General features: G+C 28.2%; 21 protein-coding genes and 1 pseudogene. 4 read left to right on the forward strand and 18 right to left on the reverse strand.

Translation table 11 applies throughout. The annotated features are described in order from the left end of the window. The 10 genes from ACZ5TJ_RS11945 to ACZ5TJ_RS11990 all read right to left on the reverse strand — a co-directional run bounded on the left by ACZ5TJ_RS11945 (position 1) and on the right by ACZ5TJ_RS11990 (position 8,963). Positions 1–1,191, reverse strand: a complete 1,191-nt coding sequence (locus ACZ5TJ_RS11945) for an electron transfer flavoprotein subunit alpha (protein ID WP_316314224.1) — start codon at positions 1,189–1,191, stop codon at positions 1–3. 13 nt (positions 1,192–1,204) lie between these two features. Then, entirely contained in the window at positions 1,205–1,993 is a 789-nt protein-coding gene (locus ACZ5TJ_RS11950; protein ID WP_054200293.1) for an electron transfer flavoprotein subunit beta/FixA family protein, read from the reverse strand. Positions 1,994–2,018: 25 nt separating this feature from the next. Continuing rightward, the gene (locus ACZ5TJ_RS11955; protein ID WP_464200001.1) at positions 2,019–3,545 is read right to left on the reverse strand and encodes an L-lactate permease; all 1,527 of its coding nucleotides are present in this window, start codon (positions 3,543–3,545) and stop codon (positions 2,019–2,021) included. Between the two features lie 210 nt (positions 3,546–3,755). Then, positions 3,756–4,454: a FadR/GntR family transcriptional regulator gene (locus ACZ5TJ_RS11960; RefSeq protein WP_464200003.1), complete on the reverse strand. Its 699-nt coding sequence runs from the start codon at positions 4,452–4,454 to the stop codon at positions 3,756–3,758. A gap of 132 nt (positions 4,455–4,586) precedes the next feature. Then, on the reverse strand, positions 4,587–5,006 hold the full coding sequence (locus ACZ5TJ_RS11965) for a MerR family transcriptional regulator (protein ID WP_464200005.1): 420 nt from the start codon (positions 5,004–5,006) through the stop codon (positions 4,587–4,589). A 218-nt stretch (positions 5,007–5,224) separates the two neighbouring features. Beyond that, positions 5,225–5,617, reverse strand: a complete 393-nt coding sequence (locus tag ACZ5TJ_RS11970; RefSeq protein WP_464200007.1) for an HsmA family protein — start codon at positions 5,615–5,617, stop codon at positions 5,225–5,227. 24 nt (positions 5,618–5,641) lie between these two features. Further along, positions 5,642–6,067: a MarR family winged helix-turn-helix transcriptional regulator gene (locus ACZ5TJ_RS11975; RefSeq protein ID WP_464200009.1), complete on the reverse strand. Its 426-nt coding sequence runs from the start codon at positions 6,065–6,067 to the stop codon at positions 5,642–5,644. A gap of 19 nt (positions 6,068–6,086) precedes the next feature. Beyond that, positions 6,087–6,545 carry a hypothetical protein gene (locus ACZ5TJ_RS11980; protein WP_045725314.1) on the reverse strand — a complete coding sequence of 153 codons (459 nt, stop codon included), beginning with the start codon at positions 6,543–6,545 and terminating at the stop codon, positions 6,087–6,089. 245 nt (positions 6,546–6,790) lie between these two features. Continuing rightward, entirely contained in the window at positions 6,791–7,951 is a 1,161-nt protein-coding gene (locus tag ACZ5TJ_RS11985) for an iron-containing alcohol dehydrogenase (protein WP_464200013.1), read from the reverse strand. A gap of 103 nt (positions 7,952–8,054) precedes the next feature. Continuing rightward, on the reverse strand, positions 8,055–8,963 hold the full coding sequence (locus ACZ5TJ_RS11990) for a LysR family transcriptional regulator (protein ID WP_464200015.1): 909 nt from the start codon (positions 8,961–8,963) through the stop codon (positions 8,055–8,057). Positions 8,964–9,083: 120 nt separating this feature from the next. On the opposite strand from ACZ5TJ_RS11990, the gene bsh reads away from it, so the two are divergent. Then, positions 9,084–10,073: a choloylglycine hydrolase gene (bsh, locus tag ACZ5TJ_RS11995; protein WP_464200017.1), complete on the forward strand. Its 990-nt coding sequence runs from the start codon at positions 9,084–9,086 to the stop codon at positions 10,071–10,073. Positions 10,074–10,130: 57 nt separating this feature from the next. On the opposite strand, the gene ACZ5TJ_RS12000 is transcribed toward bsh, so the two are convergent. Next, entirely contained in the window at positions 10,131–10,499 is a 369-nt protein-coding gene (locus tag ACZ5TJ_RS12000; RefSeq protein ID WP_464200019.1) for a C-GCAxxG-C-C family (seleno)protein, read from the reverse strand. A 163-nt stretch (positions 10,500–10,662) separates the two neighbouring features. Between ACZ5TJ_RS12000 and ACZ5TJ_RS12005 the strand changes: the two genes are divergently transcribed. Continuing rightward, positions 10,663–10,911, forward strand: a complete 249-nt coding sequence (locus ACZ5TJ_RS12005; protein WP_464200021.1) for a CPF_0552 family protein — start codon at positions 10,663–10,665, stop codon at positions 10,909–10,911. A 50-nt stretch (positions 10,912–10,961) separates the two neighbouring features. On the opposite strand, the gene ACZ5TJ_RS12010 is transcribed toward ACZ5TJ_RS12005, so the two are convergent. After that, a complete protein-coding gene (locus tag ACZ5TJ_RS12010) occupies positions 10,962–11,816 on the reverse strand; it encodes a YitT family protein (RefSeq protein WP_464200022.1) in 855 nt (284 codons plus the stop codon). Positions 11,817–12,091: 275 nt separating this feature from the next. Between ACZ5TJ_RS12010 and ACZ5TJ_RS12015 the strand changes: the two genes are divergently transcribed. After that, a complete protein-coding gene (locus ACZ5TJ_RS12015) occupies positions 12,092–12,535 on the forward strand; it encodes a hypothetical protein (RefSeq protein WP_464200023.1) in 444 nt (147 codons plus the stop codon). Positions 12,536–12,691: 156 nt separating this feature from the next. Here ACZ5TJ_RS12015 and ACZ5TJ_RS12020 read toward each other — a convergent pair whose 3' ends face one another. Next, positions 12,692–13,588: a serine hydrolase gene (locus ACZ5TJ_RS12020; protein ID WP_464202329.1), complete on the reverse strand. Its 897-nt coding sequence runs from the start codon at positions 13,586–13,588 to the stop codon at positions 12,692–12,694. A 276-nt stretch (positions 13,589–13,864) separates the two neighbouring features. On the opposite strand from ACZ5TJ_RS12020, the gene ACZ5TJ_RS12025 reads away from it, so the two are divergent. Continuing rightward, positions 13,865–14,464 carry a nitroreductase family protein gene (locus tag ACZ5TJ_RS12025; protein WP_464200025.1) on the forward strand — a complete coding sequence of 200 codons (600 nt, stop codon included), beginning with the start codon at positions 13,865–13,867 and terminating at the stop codon, positions 14,462–14,464. Between the two features lie 109 nt (positions 14,465–14,573). Here ACZ5TJ_RS12025 and larA read toward each other — a convergent pair whose 3' ends face one another. The 5 genes and pseudogenes from larA to ACZ5TJ_RS12050 all read right to left on the reverse strand — a co-directional run bounded on the left by larA (position 14,574) and on the right by ACZ5TJ_RS12050 (position 20,159). Continuing rightward, positions 14,574–15,848, reverse strand: coding sequence for a nickel-dependent lactate racemase (gene larA, locus ACZ5TJ_RS12030; protein WP_464200027.1), 1,275 nt, complete (start codon positions 15,846–15,848; stop codon positions 14,574–14,576). Between the two features lie 58 nt (positions 15,849–15,906). Continuing rightward, entirely contained in the window at positions 15,907–16,653 is a 747-nt protein-coding gene (gene larB, locus ACZ5TJ_RS12035) for a nickel pincer cofactor biosynthesis protein LarB (RefSeq protein ID WP_464200029.1), read from the reverse strand. Between the two features lie 18 nt (positions 16,654–16,671). Further along, positions 16,672–17,442, reverse strand: a complete 771-nt coding sequence (gene larE, locus ACZ5TJ_RS12040) for an ATP-dependent sacrificial sulfur transferase LarE (RefSeq protein ID WP_464202331.1) — start codon at positions 17,440–17,442, stop codon at positions 16,672–16,674. Positions 17,443–17,571: 129 nt separating this feature from the next. Then, positions 17,572–18,690, reverse strand: a pseudogene (gene larC, locus ACZ5TJ_RS12045) (nickel pincer cofactor biosynthesis protein LarC); the annotation flags it as partial. 197 nt (positions 18,691–18,887) lie between these two features. Next, entirely contained in the window at positions 18,888–20,159 is a 1,272-nt protein-coding gene (locus tag ACZ5TJ_RS12050; RefSeq protein WP_464200031.1) for an FAD-dependent oxidoreductase, read from the reverse strand. Between the last annotated feature and the right edge of the window lie 73 nt (positions 20,160–20,232).

The following is a 20,232-nucleotide window of genomic DNA, read 5'->3' on the forward strand; positions in this document are numbered from 1 at the left end:
TTATTCCCCCTTATTTGCCTTTATTTCTTCTATTAATTTTGGAACTATATCGTATATATCTCCAACTATTCCATAGTGTGCTACTTTAAATATTGGAGCTTTGTCATCTTTATTTATTGCAAATATATAATCTGAATTGTTCATACCTGCTGTAAATTGTACTGCGCCAGATACACCACAAGTTATTATAAGTTTTGGTCTTACTGTTCTACCACTTAATCCAACTTGCTTTTTAGCATCTTCCCATCCAGCTTCAACTAATGGTCTAGTAACTGCAACTTCTCCACCTAAAAGGTCTGCAAGTTCTTTTATCATTTCCATATCTTTTTCTGCTTTTACAGCTCTACCTGCAACTACTAATACATCAGCTTCTGATATACTATGTTCCTTTTCTTTAGGAATAACTTCTTTTACTTCTATATTAGAAGCTAATTTAGAATCGTCTATATCACAAATTGTTAACTTACCTGAAGTTTTTTCACTTCTTTCAGGTGCTGACATTACTTTATATCTAACTGTTGCAAGTTGTGGTCTTGAATTTGGTGTAACGATTTGAGCCATTATATTACCACCAAATGCAGGTCTTATTTGTACTAAATCTGTATTATCTTTTATATCAAGTATTGTACAGTCCGCTGTTAAACCAGTTCTACATCTTGCAGCAACTCTTGGAGCTAATGATCTACCAACTGTTGTTGCACCGACAAGAAGCACAGCTGGTTTAACCTTCTTTATAAAGTCATCTATAACTGCTGCATATGGTTCTATTCTAAAGTTCTTAAGTTCTTTTTTGTCATATACCATTACTTCGTCTACACCATAGTGTAATAATTCTTCTGCTTTTTCTTTTATATTGCTTCCTATAAATATACAGTAAACTTTTTGATTTACCTTATTTGCAAGTTCCCTTGCTTTTCCTATTAATTCAAATGTAACTGGATGTATATCTCCATCAACATGATCTACATATACACAAACTCCATTCCATTTGCTTTTATCTATCTTAACTACTTCTTCCTCTATGTATTCCACAGCTCCCTTAGGACCTTTTTTCACACACATTTTACACATTTTGCAGTTTGCATTTATTTCAAGTTTTCCATCTTTATTTTCTAGAGCTCCAAATGGACAAATCTTTATAATTTCTTCTATATTACCTACTTTATCTTGATTTACTACTAACTTTGCCATAACTTACTCCCCCTTAAATAAATTTTAGTTCCTTTAATTTTTTAGACATTTTTTCACTTATCTCATCTGAATTACCTGTCCACATTTCATGGTCATCATTTGATTCTGGTGGGAATATTCTTTCAACTTGAGTAGGAGAACCATTTAATCCATACATTTTTTCATTTTTATCATCAAAATCTTTTAAAGAAATCATTCTTATTTCTCTATCTTTTGAATCTAAATGTTTCTTATATGAAGGTAATCTTGGTTCAAATATATCTTTTTCTACTGTTATAAGACATGGATATTTAATATTTACAATTTCTAATGTATTTGGCATATCCATTTCAACTGTTATAAAATCATCATTAACTTCTAGTATTCTTCTAACGTTTGCAACATGAGGAATTCCAAGGTATTCTGCCATTTCTGGTCCAACTTGTGCAGTATCACCATCTGTTGTTTGTTTACCACAGATTATTAAATCAAAATCTCCACATTGTCTTATTCCTTGTGATAATGTATAAGATGTTGCAAGTACATCTGCTCCTGCAAACTTTCTATCTGATACTAATGTTCCCTCATCGGCTCCCATTGAAAAAGCTTCTCTTATTACTTCCATAGCTTGAGGAGGTCCCATACTTATAACCTTTATTTTTCCACCTTTTTGTTCTTTTATATTTAAAGCAGTTTCTAATGCATATAAGTCATAAGGGTTCATTTTTGTATCTATTCCATCCCTCTTTAATACACCTGTTTTTTCATCAACTTCAACTTTTGATGTTCCTGGTACTTGTTTAATACAAACTATTGTATTCATAATACACATCCTCCATTTCTCTATATCATATAATTATTAATGTTCCCACATATGTCAGAACTCCTAAGAGTAATACATAAGCTATGCAGAATTTTAATGTTGAACTTAATATTTTACCTTCTTCTCCTTCGATACCTGTAGCTGCTGTTGCAACTGCTATACTTTGTGGAGAAATCATTTTACCGGCCGTTGCGCCACAAGTATTTGCTGCTGCAAGCCAATAAGGATCTACACCTAATGACCTAGCAGCTTCAACTTGAAGCCCACCGAATAATACATTTGCAGAAGTATCGCTTCCTGTTACGAATGTTCCAAGTGCTCCTATTAGTGGTGATATTGCAGGATAGAAACTTCCTGTTATCATTACTAAAACTAAAGCAATTGATTTTATCATTCCGCTATACCCCATTACCTTTGCTAATGCAATTATTGCTATTATTGTTATAGCTGATTTAAACATCTGTTTAACCGTTTTTATTAAAACCTTTACAATTTCACTGAACTTAGCTCCTTGCACTAGGCCTCCAATAAATGAAGCTATTATTATTAAAGTTCCTGGAGTTGCAAGCCAAACAAGGGTATAAGGCGTTGCTCCTTCTCCTCTATAAAGAGTAACAGATGTCTTTACTGATGCTACCATATTATATAGTTTTGGAAATAATGGACTAACTAAGATTATAAAAATAAATATCAAAATAAATGGTAGCCAGGCTATTAAGCCTTGTTTAAGTGTTATGTTTTCTCCGTTTTCATCTTCAGCTTTTTCTTCTTTATAAAACTTTTTAGCAATAAATATAGTAACACCCATTGAAATAACAGAGGCAAAAACTGCTGGAAGTTCTGCTCCTAAGTACTTTGCAACAATTAATTGAACTATAGCAAATGATGCACCAGAGGCAAATGTTATAAATGTTACTCCTTTTAATCCTTTTACTCCTTTTGAAGTTATAATAACTAAAATAAAAGGAAGAAGTATTATAAAAATAAATAATTGAATCCCTATAGTGTAGCTTAACTCTCCTGCTGAAATATCTGATACTTTTGCTAAAGTAGTAACGGGTAATCCAATCGCACCAAACGCTGTTGGTGTAGTATTAGCGATTAAACATAGTACGGCTGCAAATATTGGTTCAAATCCAAGGGCTGCCATTATACCTGCTGGAATTGCAACTGCAGTTCCAAATCCAGCAACTGCTTCTAAAAAACCACCAAAGCCGAAAGCCAGTATGAGTACTAATATCCTCTTATCAGTAGTTACACTTGTAAGCATCTTTTTTATAACTTCCATTCCTTTAGTATGTATGGATAAGTTATACGTAAATACCGCTGCTATAATTACAATCATTATAGGCCAAACAGCAAGCACGATACCTTCTATAGCAGCTGATATTGTAATATAAGCTGGCATTTTCCAAACTAAAGTTGCTAGTATCATTGTAAAAATTAATGCTATTGGACATATCTTATGTCCAGGTATTTTAAATACCCCAAGCGCTACCATAAGTAATACTATTGGTAATAATGCAATTATAAATTTTAAATAAATATCCATTAGTTTCCCTCCTTGCAGTATACTATCCAAGTGGTATGACCAATTTCAATTTTAATTGTACTCCTATATTCTTTTAATTTCTAGTATAGTTAAATATTTAACAGGTTATTTTGAAAACGTATTCTAAAAAAATGAAGTAGATTACCATAGATAACCTACTTCACTATTAATTGTAAATAATTTATAAACAGATTTTTAAAAACTACTTTGTTATTTTTTTAACATTGCATATTCCTTTATTAAATCAAAGTGCTCTTTCATTACTTTATAAGCTTTATATCCATCTCTCTCTGATATTGCCTCATATATTCTTTCATGTAAAGTTAGTAATTTTTCTCTGTTTTCTTCACATTCTAGTATATTTTTTCTTGAATAAGTTATGAACTCATCCATTAAGTCAGAGATTATGTTAAGTAAATTTGTTATTAATGGATTATCTGCTGCCTTAACTATAGTGTAATGGAAGTCCTTATCTATTAATGCACTATTTTTTTCTTGATCAGTCTTTCTAAATTCGTCTTTTATATTCTTTAATTTTTCTAAATCTTCATCACTTATTCTTGAAGCAGAAAGCATTATAGTAGATAACTCTAATACTTCTCTTAATTCATATATATCAAGTGGTGAACCTTTCTCAAGCATAAACATTATTGATAATGGTTCTAAAAATAAATTTTCAAAATCATCTTTTATGTAATTTCCTGATCCTTGTCTGCATTCAATTAAACCAATAACCTCAAGTGATCTCATAGCCTCTCTTATTGAAGCTCTACTTACGTTTAATTTTTCTGCTAGCTTTCTCTCTGTTGGTAATCTATCACCTTTTTTTAATTCTCCGCTTTCCACCATACTTTTTATATGTTCAACTATATCTTCATAAATCTTCTTATTCTTAACTGAGTTATCCAAAAACTTTTCATCTCCTCTCTACTTACTATCTTTATTATAAGACAATATTTCTCTTTGAACTATTAATTTTCAATTTGATAAGATTAACAATTAATTATTATTAAAAAAAATTTTTCATATCTAAAAACAAGATTAATCATTTATTCTTATTTTTTCAAAATTGCACTTATTTTTTACTAATTTTTCTGTTCCATCTTTGCAAGCAATATCATAATATTCAACTTTTTTATTTATTTTTTGAAGTTCTTCTTTTAACTTAGCTATTTCATTTTCTATATTATTTTTATGTTTATTTACTATTTTTCTTCTAACTTCTAAAGTTGAATCTCCTTCTTTTTTTAACTCCATATAAGTTTTTATATCTTTTATATGCATACCTGTATTTTTTAAACAACATATTGTTAAAATCCACTCTAAATCTTCACTTGAAAAAACCCTATTTCCTGAATCATTCCTTTTAATTATCGGTAGGAGTCCTTCCTTTTCATAATACCTAATTGTATATGCCGGTAAGTTAGTTTTCTCTGATACATCTTTAATTGTATACTTCAAATCTACCCCCTCCTTAATTATAATTACTATCATAATATATTATATTACGTGTATTTATAAGTCAATTATAGCCTTTTCATTTACAATTATTTGAATTTAATTAATATATTTTTTTATAATAACTATCAATACCTGTTTTTAAATTTTATAAAAAGGATAATTCATTACCGAATTATCCTTTTTACATATTATATTTAATTCTAAAAGTTAATATAATATTATGACATCCCTATAATCATACCTATTATATAAGGTACTAACCATATAAACCATACTGCTATACTAAACTTATGGAATATTGCTTTCTTCTTTTCATCATTTTTATATAGGACCCAAGTTGCCCATACTGCATGGAATAACATTAATATTATTGCTAATGCTCCTGTTATACCATGAATAGCAAGTTGAGTTGATGAAATTGACATATTTCCTGTTCCTGCAATACTCTCCATAGTCATTGTACCTGTAGTATCAAATAATAAACCTATCCAAAATACAATTACATGCCACTTTTTTAAAGTATTAGCTTTTCTCTCTGACCATACACCTATAGTATAAAATATTAAAGCTAAGGTAATTGTAATAATTGCAAATATTAATTTTCCACTCATTTTAATTTTCTCCTTTAGTCTTACTTATTCTTTAATTTTATTTCTTAATTTTATTAAGTTACTTTTTACTTCTACAATTTCTTCTTCTGTGAAGTTTCTAAATATTTCATCAAAACTTTTATTAATATCATTTCTAAATTTTTTAGCAAATTCCATTCCTTTATCTGAGAAAGTCACATAAGTATTTCTCTTATCATCTTCATTCTTAATTTTTTTAACATAGCCGGCTTCTTCTAATCTTTTTACTATTCCTGATACCGTTCCTTTAGCTAAAAACATTTCGTCACATAACTGTGATATAGTAACTTGTCCATTATGAGCAATTAATTTTATAACCATAATTTGTTGATTAGTAAATCCACTTTCTTTTAAATTTTCACTAACTATCCCCATAGTATTTGCATATATCTCTTTTATAAGCATTGCTATCTCAAAAGAATCGTATTTCATATTTATATACCTCCAAAATTTAATTGCTATATTTAATTTTAGTATTTTCAAATTTTAATGAACTTATTAAGAAAAATACTCCTGCCATAAACAATGCAAATCCTAATCCCATATAAAATGTTCCTATATAAACAGGATTAATTAATTTTAAACTCCTTATAGTTATTCCAAAGGAAATCATAAATCCCATTATTAAATAACTCTTTATATCAAAAAATGAAAATATACAATGTTTTTCTAATTTACTATTCACAATTCTAGTAGTATGTTTTTTAAACATTTTACTAAAAATAAACTTAAAGAATATATAAAATATAACAGCTGCAAATATTAAACTAATAATCCATTTTCCATGATTACTTTGTATATCTTCACCACCTAAAGTTAATACTCTAAATCCTGCAAACATCCAAACAATTCCTGCAATCAATAATAAAGTTCTTTTATTTACCCTAAATATATATTTTTTTAAATCCATAATCTCATCTCCTAAACCTTCAAATTCGTTCGCACGCAAACAAATTAGTTTCTATGCAAACTATATTATTCCTTTTATTAGACTTTGTCAATAGAATCTTTTGTTTTTATTCAAATAAAAAAAGAACGTCTAACTCTAAATAAACGTTCTTCCTTTACTCTATATTTAATTTAATTGAACAAAATAAAAACCATAAATAGATTTTTAATTATACCTAATCTATCTATTGTCTTAATATTATCTTATTATAGTGCACCCTGTAAAATTTTACGGCTTAAATCTAAAGTTACTATTCCATCTTCTCCAATAGCACTCATTTTATGCTCTTCTAATTGCTTAACTAAATCATCTATACTACTTTCATCTACACCATAATCTGAAAGTCTAGTTTTTATACCAAGACTTTCAAAGAATTCTCTTGTTTTAGAAATAGCTAAATCTATTCTTTCTTCTTCTGTTCCTGATGTTATATTTAATACTCTTTCTCCATATTGAAGTAATTTTTCTTTCTTTTGTTCTCTCATTACATTCCAAAGAGAAGGTAATATTATTGCTAAAGTTCTACCGTGATCTATTCCAAACTTTGCAGTAAGTTCATGTCCTATCATATGAGTTGCCCAGTCTTGTGGAACTCCAGCTCCTATTAATCCATTTAGACCCATTGTAGCACACCAAACAAGATTTGCTCTTAAATCATAATCAGTTGGATTTTCTATTGTTTTTGGTCCGATTTCTATTAATGTTTTAAGTATTCCTTCTGCAGTTCTATCTTGGAATCTTCCGTCCACTGGATATGTTGCATATTGTTCTAATACGTGTATAAATGTATCTACAACACCATTAGCTACTTGTCTTTTTGGTAATGAGAATGTTAATGTTGGATCTAAGAATGAGAACTTTGGAAATACTAATGGATTTCTAAAGCCTCTTTTACCAATAGATGAGTTTATAACTCCACCACAATTCATTTCTGAACCTGTAGCTGGTAGTGTAACTACAGTACCAAGTGGTAATGCTTTAGTTAAGTCATAAGCTGCCATTCTATCTCTTAATAAATCTAATGCATTTTCCCCATCATATTGTGATGCTAATGAAACAAATTTTGTTCCATCCATTACTGATCCACCACCAACTGCTAGTAAAAAGTCTATATTTTCTTTTTTTACTACTTCTACAGCTTTCATTAAAGTTTCATATCTTGGATTTGCTTCTATTCCTGAGAATTCAATAACCTTACGGTCTTTAAGCCCATTTAATACCTTATCTAAAGTACCAAACTTTTTAACACTTCCTCCACCATAAAGAACTAAAACCTTAGCATCTTTAGGGATTAAATTATCTAATTCTTCTAAACGGTCTTTACCAAATACTATTTTAGTTGGATTATAAAAATCAAAATTATTCATTTAAAGTTCCTCCTCAGTATAAATCATCTATTTTTTCCCATAGATTATATTATTTAAAATTAGTATAGCCCTTAGAGTATACTTTAAGTCAAGTGTTTATATTTTAAATAGTATTTATATTATTTTTTATAAATTTGTATAGCTCATCCCCAATTTCATTTAAAGAACTATTTTTAGTTTTTAAAAACCATAATGCTGGACTTATTGTATCTCTATCTTCTATTGCAGGTATTAATTTTATATCTCTTAAATTATTGTAAAAATCATTTATTATTGCATATGAAGGACCAAAGGAAATTGCCATATTTTCATCTATACTATTTATTATGGATGCAAAATTATTTGTCTTAAATAATATATGAGCTGATTTACCAGTTTTATTTTCCATATGACTTATATAATTTAATAAAAACTTATCTTCATATATTGCTATAGGCTCATTTATTATAGTTTCATAATCTAAAACATTATAGTTTGCTAGTTGTGATTCTTTATTTACTGAAAAGTAAAATGACCCATCTACTATTTTTTTCATATTATAGTTTAAATTATGATTTTCTATATTATCTGAAAAAGCAAGTAATGAAAAATCGTACTTTTCTTCCCTTAATGCTGCTATTAAGTTTTGAGTATTTTGTTCATCAATTGAAACTTGTATAAATGGAAATTCTCTTTCTAAAAACTGAATTGCTTTAATTAGTAAATAATTAATACCTGGAATACACCCAATATTTATTTTAAGCTTTGGAAAACTATTTTTATTATTTACATATGTAAAAATATCTTGTTTATTTTCTAAAATTATATATGCTTTTTTTATTATATATTGACCTTTTGTAGTAGAAAATTTTCCTTTTTTTGAACGTTCAAATATTGTTACTCCAAGTTCTTTTTCTAAAGACGAAACTGCTTGACTTACTGCTGAAGTAGTTAAATGTAGTCTATTTGCTGTTCTTGAAAAGTTTTTTTCCTCAGATAATGTAGTTATAATGCTGAGTTGTTCAAAATTCATATTATATTACCTCTTTGTTAAGTTTTACTTAACTAATAGTTAAGTTATTTTAATTTTACTTAATTATATCATAGATGTAAGATTATATTATAAATTGAATTTCTTTAGGAAGTGATTAATATGTGTACAAGTTTAACTTTAAAAACAAAAGATAATAATCATCTACTTGGTCGTAATATGGATTTTGCAATTGAACTTAATCAATCAGTTCATTTTATTCCAAGAAACTATACTGTAAAAAATATTATTGATAATTCAAATAAAAAAACAAAGTATGCTTGCTTAGGAATGGGTTCTATTTTAAATAATAATCCTGTATTAGCTGATGGATTAAATGAAAAAGGATTAATGTGTGCAACACTTTACTTACCTGGATATACAGAATATGAAAAAGAACTTTTAGAAAATAAAGAAAATGTTGCGCCTTATGATATTGTTCTATGGATTTTATCAAGATTTGAATCTATAGAGGAAGTAAAATCAGCTTTAAAAAATTTAAATATTGTTGATTCTAAACTTTCACTACTTGGTATAGCACCACCTCTTCACTGGATAGTTTCAGATGGTTCATGTAAAAGTATTGTTATTGAGAAAAATTCTAATGGATTAGATGTACTTGATAATCCTGTTGGTGTTATGACAAATTCACCAAATTTTAATTGGCATCTAACAAATTTAAAACAATATATAGGCATAACTCCTAACCAACTTTCTAGTACTAAATTTGAAGATTTAACTTTAAATCCACTAAGTCAAGGAACTGGAACTTTTGGACTACCAGGAGATTTCACATCACCTTCACGTTTTGTTAGAGCTTGCTATTTAAAAGACAGTATTACAAATATAGATACTGAAATAGATGGGGTAACTGCAATGTTCCATATATTATCTAATTGTAGTATACCAAAAGGAGCTGTGAAAAAGTCTAACGGAAGTGAAGATATAACTTTATATACTTCTGTAATGTGCTGTGAAAGTGGAACTTATTATTATACTGATTATGACAATAGCCAAATTACAGCTATTAATATTTTTAAAGAAAATCTAGACTCTGAATCCATAAAAACATACCCTTATAGAAATAAACAAGCGATTTTTATGGAAAATTAAATTTTAAAGTAAAAAACAACTCATATATTCTTACATATATGAGTTGTTTTTTATTATTTATTTTGAACTATTTAATAAATCATTTAAAGCATCATAGGAGAAATCTATTATTTCACCACATCCTACTTTACTTCTCTTTAAATCTAAACAAATTTCTGAACTATATTTTTCTCTAATTCTTGTCATAAGCTCTCTTGAATATGTTCTAGCTTCATTTTCTTCAATCTTACTATTTCTCCCCTTTATATATCCAATTATTAAAACTGACGCATTTACAGCACCACATAGGCTTCCGACAGTTACGCCTGTCCCCATTCCACTTCCTAATGCAACTGGTATATCTGTACTATGCTCTTCATTATATGACTTTATTATTGCCTCAGCACATGTATAACCTTGTTTATGATATTCTGACGGTTTTGTCATCTTCTATTCTCCTCCTAGCATTCTAATATATATCTATATAATATTCTTTTTTTATTTTTCTGTAAATTTATATATACATATAATGAACTTTACGTATTATATAAAGGTTTTTTACTTATAATATAGAAGTATATTGTTAGAGTATATTTTAGGAGGTTTTTTTATGTTTTCAATTATGGTAATAAAGGTTTCAACAAGAAATAAGATTGCACCAACAGTTCAAGAGATTTTAACTAAACATGGATGTATTATAAAGACAAGACTTGGAATTCATGAAGCAACAAATGATACATGTTCTAGAGCTGGATTAATTATTTTAGATCTTCTTTCAGATAATAAAGAGGATATTGATACTTTAAAAGAAGATTTAAATTCATTAGATGGTGTATGTGCTAAAGTAGTAGAAATATAATATTTAAATAGTTTAAGGGGATGTTTTTAAACATCCCCTTTTTAAACTTATTATAAAACTGAATTTTCAGCAAATTTCCCTATTACATCTGCTGTAGGTTGAACATTAACAAACGCATCTGGATCTATATCTAATACATTCTTTTTAACAAAAAATAATTCATGTTTTGATATAACTGTAACTATTGCAGTTAACGGTTCTTTAGTATATCCACCATATAAATTTGGATTAACTGTTACACCTCTTGTATGTCCTTTTATTAAACTTTCAACTATTTCTTTTTCTTTTTTAGTGAATATTGTAACTGTTAATTTATATTGTTGAATATAAAATAAATCCATTATTTTTGTTGTTGCAAAAATAGCAACCAAACTATATAATGCAAGTTCCCATCCATACATAATTCCTGCAAGAGATACAATTACTCCATTTAATAAAAATCCAAGTTGTCCAACAGATTTTCCTGTAAGCTTTTGAACAACTAATACTATAATATCTGTTCCTCCTGTTGAAAAACCTGCCCTAAAGCAAAGTCCAACTCCAGCGCCAGTTAAAAGTCCTCCAAAGATAGCAGCTAAAAGTGAATTATCTGTAATAACTGCATTTGGAATTATTCTTATAAATAATGATGATGAAAGTATTGCAAGTAAAGTATAGAATGTGAATTTCTTTCCAAGTTTTCTCCAAGATAAATAAACAAGAGGTAAGTTAATTACTAATACCCAAGTTGATATATCTATATTAATATTTAAAAAATCAGTTCCAATTGATGATAATAACTGTGATAAACCTGTAACTCCACCTGAATAAATATGTGCAGGTGTTAAAAAGAAATTAATACCTATTCCTGCTAAAAATCCATATAGTAGTATAGCAATTATTCTGTATAATATTTTTTTATTCAAATTAGCGCCTCCTCTAAAAAACTTTTTAATTAATATATAAATATTTACTTATAATACATTAATTTCTGATATTATAACAGTATTTTCTTTATTTTGCTAATATTATTTTTTCTTTTTATTATTTTTCCTTAAAATCTTAAATATTATAAAAAAATATAATACAATTTATTTTTTACTAAATTATATATATTTATCATTCATTATAATGGTATAAGTTACAAATTATTCATGATATAATTATTTTAACATTTTATCTAAGGGGGATTTTTTTATTTATGAAAAAGAAAATAAGTATTTTTGTTATGTCTATAGTAACATTTTTAGTTATAGTGGCTTGCATAACTCAAACAATAAAATTAAATAAATTTGAGAAAACAATAAACTCTACTTTTACTAACGATTTAAAAAGGTTTATATCAATAGACTTTTCTAAGATTACTGACAATAAAAAAGCATATAATATAGCTCTTTCATCTATATCTAAAGCATATTCTATGAGCTCCTTAATAGACGATAAATTTAGTGGATATGATGATGAAACACAAGCTGAAAGTTTGAATGTATTAATATCTAGATTACATGATGCTACATTAAACTACGATACTTCATTTTTTGAAAAGCTTTCAAACAAAGAAAATATTGAGTTATTAAATAAATTAATTAAAGATCCCTTAGATAAAAATACTATAAAAACTGCTTATCATAATATATTTAAATAATACTTTATAGTAATAAAATTGATTTAACTAGCTTTTTCTAAAAAACATTATCTTAATTTAAAAATATAAAAAATATGATATAGATTAACTTCTAATTAATAAAAAAACTTGTGTATTTCTAAGTACACAAGTTTTTTATATCATCAACATTTATCATTATCTTTTTTTTTCTATATTATATATATCTTTTGAAAGTTTCGCTATTTTTTCTGGATCTTCTCCTTTACTATAAACTACTAATATGTATGGTGACTTCGTATAAACAATCCCCGTATCATGTATGTACTCCTCATTATCTCCAACCTTATGTGCAACTTTCTCATAAGGAATATATTTATCAAGCCTATCGTGGAATTCAGTATTTTTCATCCATTTAATTATCTCATTGTAAATAGGATTTTTATCTGGATTTTTATATAATCTTTCTAGTAAAAGAGCTTGAGTTCTAGCAGTCAAATAATTATTTCCCTTTTTTCTAGTTACATTGACTGTATTTTTTATATAATCATCTACTCCATTATATTTTATCCACAACATATTAGTTGCAATATTATCAGAATGTTCTATTGCTAGTTTCATTAATTCCTTACATTTTATTGGTTCTTTTAATTTCTCTCTTTCATACTGTAATACACCAGTCCCACTTTCATCACACTTTGGTGTATACATTATGCTAGCATTTTCATCTACTTTACCTGCATGCATTAAATCAGCTACTTTCATCACTAATGCTACTTTTATAGTACTTGCTGCAATATAATTTTTATTATCATTTTTCATGCTAACTTTTCCAGTACTCAAATCTTCAAAAAATACTCCCATATCCGTCCCTTTTGTATCTCTCTCAATTACATCTTGTATCTGTTTATCTATATCTTTAAATCTTTCACTATCATTATTAGTTTTATTTTCTGATTTTGTTTCTTTTGCCATTACTTTATTTGCATCAACTGATTTTTTGTTATTAATTTTTTTAATTTCATAAATAGAGCTTGTACCCAAAATTGCTAATGCTAATATAATAATTATTGTTCTTCTAGTCTTACGCTTCATATTCAAATGTTATCTTTTCCTCTCTATGTTTATTTTATTAGTATATAAAACAACATACCTTTTAAGTCTTTTATAATTATATCATTTCTATTATGTTTTTTCTAAAATCCAAATTATATTTTTCATTTTCCTAAATAACCCATATGTTTTAGCTACTCTCTAAAATACTAATTTTTCCTTATATTATTATTCATCAAAACTTCAAATAATATATATAGTAACTGTATAAGATATAATATAGAATTATTTTTAATAAATATTGAGAGGAGTAATTATATGGAAAAAGATTTTTATGAAATTCTAAAAAATAGACGTACTTACTATGGTATAGGTAAAGATTCTAAAATATCAGATGAAAGAATTGAGGAAGTTATAAATGCAGCTGTAAAATACACACCTTCTGCATTTAATTCTCAAAGTGCTACTGTAGTTATTTTATTTGGAGAAAATCACGATAAATTGTGGGATATTACTAAAGAAACTTTAAGAAAAATTGTACCTGAAGATAGCTTTTCTTCTACTGAAAATAAAATAAATTCCTTTAAAAATGGTCATGGGACAGTTTTATTTTTTGAAGACACTAGCATAACAAAATCTCTTCAATCACAATTTGAACTTTACAAAGATAATTTCCCTGTATGGGCAGAACAATCAAATGGAATGCTTCAATATGTTGTTTGGACATCACTAGAACACGAAGGACTTGGGGTATCACTTCAACACTATAACCCCCTTATAGATGAAGAAGTTAAAAAGACTTTTAATATTCCAGATGATTGGAAGTTAATTGGCGAAATGCCTTTTGGTAACCCAACAGCTGAACCTGATGGAAAGAGTTTTAGACCTTTAGAAGAACGTATAAAAGTATTTAAATAATATAAAAAGACATTTGCTATAAAATATAGTAAATGTCTTTTTATATTATCCACAATCTATTTCTAAAAAGGTTTATTTATTAACATACTTTGCTAATAACTTTATAAAATTATCTAACTATTACTGATACACCATCAGGTATTAATGCAACCTTTGCATCTCTTCCTTTAAGTTTGTAAGCTTTATCTAATGCTTCTTCAAAAGTATATGCATGATTAATGTGCATACTTTCTATCATTTTAGGATCACACATATCTGTAACTATAAATACTGTATACTTATCAAGTATTCTAGCAAGTATTTGGAACTCCCATTGATCTGGTACAGTCTCATTTCTAGGCACTTTTGCTATTCTATCTAAAAGCTCTCTAGGTGATGTAGCATTTGCTAGATTATCATAAAATGATTGTCCACCATGACCATCTTCACAAGCTGCTACCATGATTATTACTCCACCTGGATTACATGTAGCCTCAGCAGCAGTCATTCCTTTTACTGCTTGATATATATTTTGATCTAGAGGATGACCTCCATTGGTTACTATTGCAATATCACAATCTACCTTTTTAACTTCTGAAAGTTCAAGTACAAATTTACATCCTTCCTTATGTGCCTTTTCACTATCTCCTGCAAAAGCATTTATAACTTTCTTTTCACTATCTATTACAACATTTAATATGAATGCTAAATTAGCCTTTTTAGCTGCATATAACATATCCTTATGGATTGGATTATGACAAAGCTTACCTGTTCTTGCATGTGGGCTTGATATAAATTCTCCACAATGATTTGCCATTATAGTTGTTGCAGATGCTACTCCTGGTAATATGCTCTTTCTTCCTCCTGAAAAGCCTGCAAAGAAATGAGATTCTATAAATCCTTCCGCAATAAGAAGTTCAGCTTCCATTGCATACTTATTTAAAACTAAATCTCCACCTGATGGAAGTTTTCCCACATTTACTAACATATTTTCATCTGTTGATACATGAATAATTATATTTTCATTTTCTACTATTTCTTCCCCAAACTTATTTATAAGTTCTTCTCTTGTAGTAGGTCTATGGAAACCTGTAGCTATTAATATTTTTATATCTATATCTGGATTCACTTCTCTTATCCTTCTTAAAAGAATAGGCATTGTAACTTTACTTGGTACAGGTCTTGTGTGGTCACTAGTTATTATAACCATGTCCTTTTTTCCCTTTACTAAGTCTTCTAATCTTTCACTTCCAATAGGATTATCTAAAGCTTTTTCAACTATTTCTTGCTCTGTTAACTCAGTCTTATATTCATCAGCCTTAGATTCTAGAACTCCAGCAAGATTGTTATCATCCACTTCTATACTCATCATTTTAGTATGATATGGTATTTTAAAATTTGCCATATTAACAACTCCTTATCATTATGTATTTTTATATTAAATAAATTTTATGGGTATCTTATTAAAGTTTATTTATCATACTTGCAGTGTAAGCCGCACCAAAACCATTATCTATATTAACAACAGTAACTCCACTAGCACAGCTATTTAGCATTGTAAGTAATGGAGCTAGTCCATTGAAATGAGCTCCATATCCAACGCTAGTTGGTACAGCTATTATTGGTTTATCTACAAGCCCACCAACTACACTAGCTAAAGCACCTTCCATTCCTGCAATTACTATTAAAACCTTTGCACCACGCAAAATATCTAGCCTATCAAACAATCTGTGTATACCTGCAACTCCAACATCATATACTCTCTCTACTCTATTACCAAATATCTCACAAGTAACAGCTGCCTCTTCCGCTACTGGTATATCAGATGTTCCAGCAGTTACTATTGCTATATACGAATTAGTAACTTTTTTAGTGGATCTTTCTATGGTTATTGTTCTTCCAAGCTCATTAAATTTAGCATCGCTACATATTGAAAGAACTGCATTATACATATCTTCATTTGCCCTAGTTGCTAATATACTATTATTTCTTAAAAGCATATTTTCAATTATTCCAACAACTTGTTTTTTAGTCTTACCCTCACAGTAAATAACTTCTGGATAACCATTTCTTAGTTCTCTATGATTATCTATCTTTGCATATCCTAAGTCTGTAAAGGGTAATGTCGTAAGCTCTTCTAAAGCATCATTAATAGAAACTTCATCTTCTTTTACAGCTTTAAGTAAATTCTCTAAAGATTGCTTGTCCATATTTCTACCTCTATTCCTCTAATTTAAACTACCAACCTTATATCCTTCTATATCTAATGTTATATATTTATATCCAAGAGACTTTAATTCTAGTGCTATAGCTTGTAGAATCTCTTTATCTAAAATCTTTTCAATATCATTTGGTTGAACTTCAATCCTTGCAAGTTCCCCGTGATTTCTAACTCTAACTCCTTTAATTCCTAATGATGAAATAAACACTTCTGCTTTTTCTGTTTTATCTAATTTCTCTTCTGTAATTTCATCTCCAATTTGTAATCTAGTTAATAAGCAAGCATAGGCTGGCTTATTCCAAGTTGAAAGATTCAACTCTTTAGAATATTCTCTTATATCATCTTTTTTAAAATCTAACTCTAATAATGGACTTTTTATTTTTAGTTCCTTTAAAGCTACCATCCCTGGTCTATAATCACTCTCATCATCTTTATTAGTTCCATCAATTACATTATCTATTCCAAGACTACTTGCTTTTTCTATAATTTTAGAAAAAACTTTTTTCTTACACTTGTAACATCTATCCTTTGGATTAAATTTAATTTCTTCTATAATAGGCATGTCTATAATTATATGTTCAATTTCTAGTGAAGATGTTAGTTTCTTTGCCTCTTCAATTTCCCATTTTGGAGTATATGGAGATGAAATTGTTATTGCAATAGCATTTTCTTTTAAAACATCTTTGCATACTTTAACAAGAAATGTACTATCTACTCCCCCTGAAAATGCTATAGCTACTTTTCCTAATTCTTTTATATAATTCTTTAAGTTATTCATTTTATTATGAGACTCATATTTAATATTTAAAGATTTATTATCGGAATATGATTTTATTGCTTCTCTTCTAACTTCTCCTAATGAAACACATCTTGCTTTGGCTATCTTTTTACAAACATCATATTCTGGCTTTACATTTGATACTTTTCCTTTATAGAATGCCACCTTAACTGGCACATCTCCAAATTTACTTTTAATAATTTTCTCTTTTCTCTTTAACTTATCTCTTACTACTTCATATTGTCTAAGCCCTATTGTTGATGAGTTAAGAAAAATTATTTTCTTTAGCTCGTCTAAATTTTTATTGTTGCAAATAACTGATAATTTATATGCAGGTCTTCCCTTTTTCATAAATATTGGTGTATAAAATACATCTAATGCACCCTTTTGAAATAATCTTTCCATAAGAAGTTCAAATTCTTCTCCTATCATATCGTCAATGTTGCATTCTACTACATATTCTTTTGAAGAAGTTTCTTTATTCTCACCAATAATTACTCTTAAGACATTTGGCATATTTACGCCATCTTTATAGCCTAACCCGTACCCTATATTTTTTATTTCTATATCTTTTTCATATGTAAACTTAGATGCAAGTGCCTTTAATATAGCTGCACCAGTTGGAGTGGTTGCTTCAAAAGGAGCATTTTTAGCAACTATAGGAACATCTTTTAATATTTCTGCTGTAGCTGGAGCTGGAATTGGCAGTATACCATGTGCACACTTTAAAGTTCCATATCCTACTTCTATTGGAGATGATATTATTAAATCCACCTTAAAATAGTCAATACAAATAGCCGCACCTACAATATCAACTATAGAATCTACTGCTCCTACTTCATGAAAATGAACTTCATCTATATTTTTGTTATGTACCTTACCTTCAGCTATAGCTACTTGATCAAATATTCTAAATGCTAACATTTTTATATCATCATTTAGATTTGAATTTAAAATAATATCTTTTATATCTTTATAACTTCTACCATGGTGATGATTATGATGATTTTCTAAGTTATTGTGTGAAATGCTATCATCTACCATTACACTAGTTCCCGTTATCCCTTGTTTTACTGATTTCTTTATACTAATTTTAAATTCATCTTTTATACTCAGTTTACTTAACTCATTTATTAGATATTCACTAGGTACTCCTAAATCAACTAATGCTCCTAGATTCATATCTCCACTTATTCCTGAAAAGCAATCATAATATAATATTCTCATATTGGTATGACCTCCTATCATTATACCTCGATTATATACGTAATCGTTATCATTGTAAAACTTAGTAATTTATTCTAATTAGCCATTACAGACTGCTAATCACTAATATAGTAAATGTAGTAGGATTATATATATTTTTTCTATCATCTTTAAATTTAAAAAAGGACTCTTTCACTAATTGAAAAAATCCCTTTATCAAAAAAATTAAAACTATATATTTATTTTTCTCCATTAAATATATCAATAAGATTTAAGTTTTTAACTCTTTCCTTAACTTTATCTGTATCAGTAGTATATAGACCTGTTTCCTTCATTCTTTCAAAATATTCAGCACCTGAAAAAGTTGGTCTTTCATATAGATCACCTTCTTCTATTTTATCATTTGCATATGCAATAATATCACCAGTAGTTAATTCTCTTGGCAATTCTAATAATTCATTTCCCTTTAAATATTGTGCTGCATTAAATCCTGCTAAAGCTCCAGTTGTCATTGCTTCTGTGTGACCAACAAAGAATCCAGATTTTTCACCTGCACAGAATAAATTTTCTATTCCATCCACTCTCATCTTATTATCTCTTTTAGAAGCTGCAAGATATCTTATTGAATTTCCATTACCAGCTGCTATTGGATCAATGTATGTTGCATTTTCTAGCCCCTTAATTTTTCTTAATTTATCTATAGGATAATGTGAAGTCATTAACTTTATATGACCTGTATCTAATAATATAACATTTTCTCCAAAAGCTAATGTTGCATATTGCTGACATACTTTATTCTCTAACTTTTCTAAATGTATATCCTCTTTTGGTATAGGAATAATAGCCACGCCGTCTTTCTTTAAAGTTTCAAGTAAATCCTCTGATAATGAATCTCTAGATATTTCACAAGACCCACTCATTGCACCACTTAGTCCATTTTTTCTTTTTCCTACTATATCTTTTAATCCTGCTTTCTCACTTATACTTACTCTTGAACCAAAGCTTGGGCATCTAAGTGTACACATTGCACATCCATGTCCATACTTAACACAATTAGGCATTGAGCCAGTAGACCCAGTAGTTTCTATAAATACATCTCCACTTACTATACTTTTATCAGATAATATTATAGATTCTATTTTATTTTCATTCTTTTTAACATCTACAACTCTGCTTTTAAAAAATATCTTTACACCTTTATCTAAAAGATATTTTCTAACAATAGGTTCTGCCTTTCCTACATCACATAACCAAGCATGTTTATGTCCTGGAAATTCCATATTTTTATGAAGTACAATTGAATCCATAACTTTAATAAATTCACCAGCACCAAGATTTATTAATTCCTCTGCTGCTGTAAATCTACCGTTATTTCTCATAATTCCACCCACATTACCTACGCCTAATAATAAATCTGTTCTCTCATATAACTCAACATCTACTCCACATTTAACTGCCTGAAGTGCTGCTTGGCATCCAGACCATCCACCACCTATAACTATAACTTTCATACGTACTCCCTTTCACTTGAATTTTTATAATTTTATATTATTCAATTATTTTAATTAATTTCATATATTATTA

The organism is Clostridium budayi (assembly GCF_055396605.1).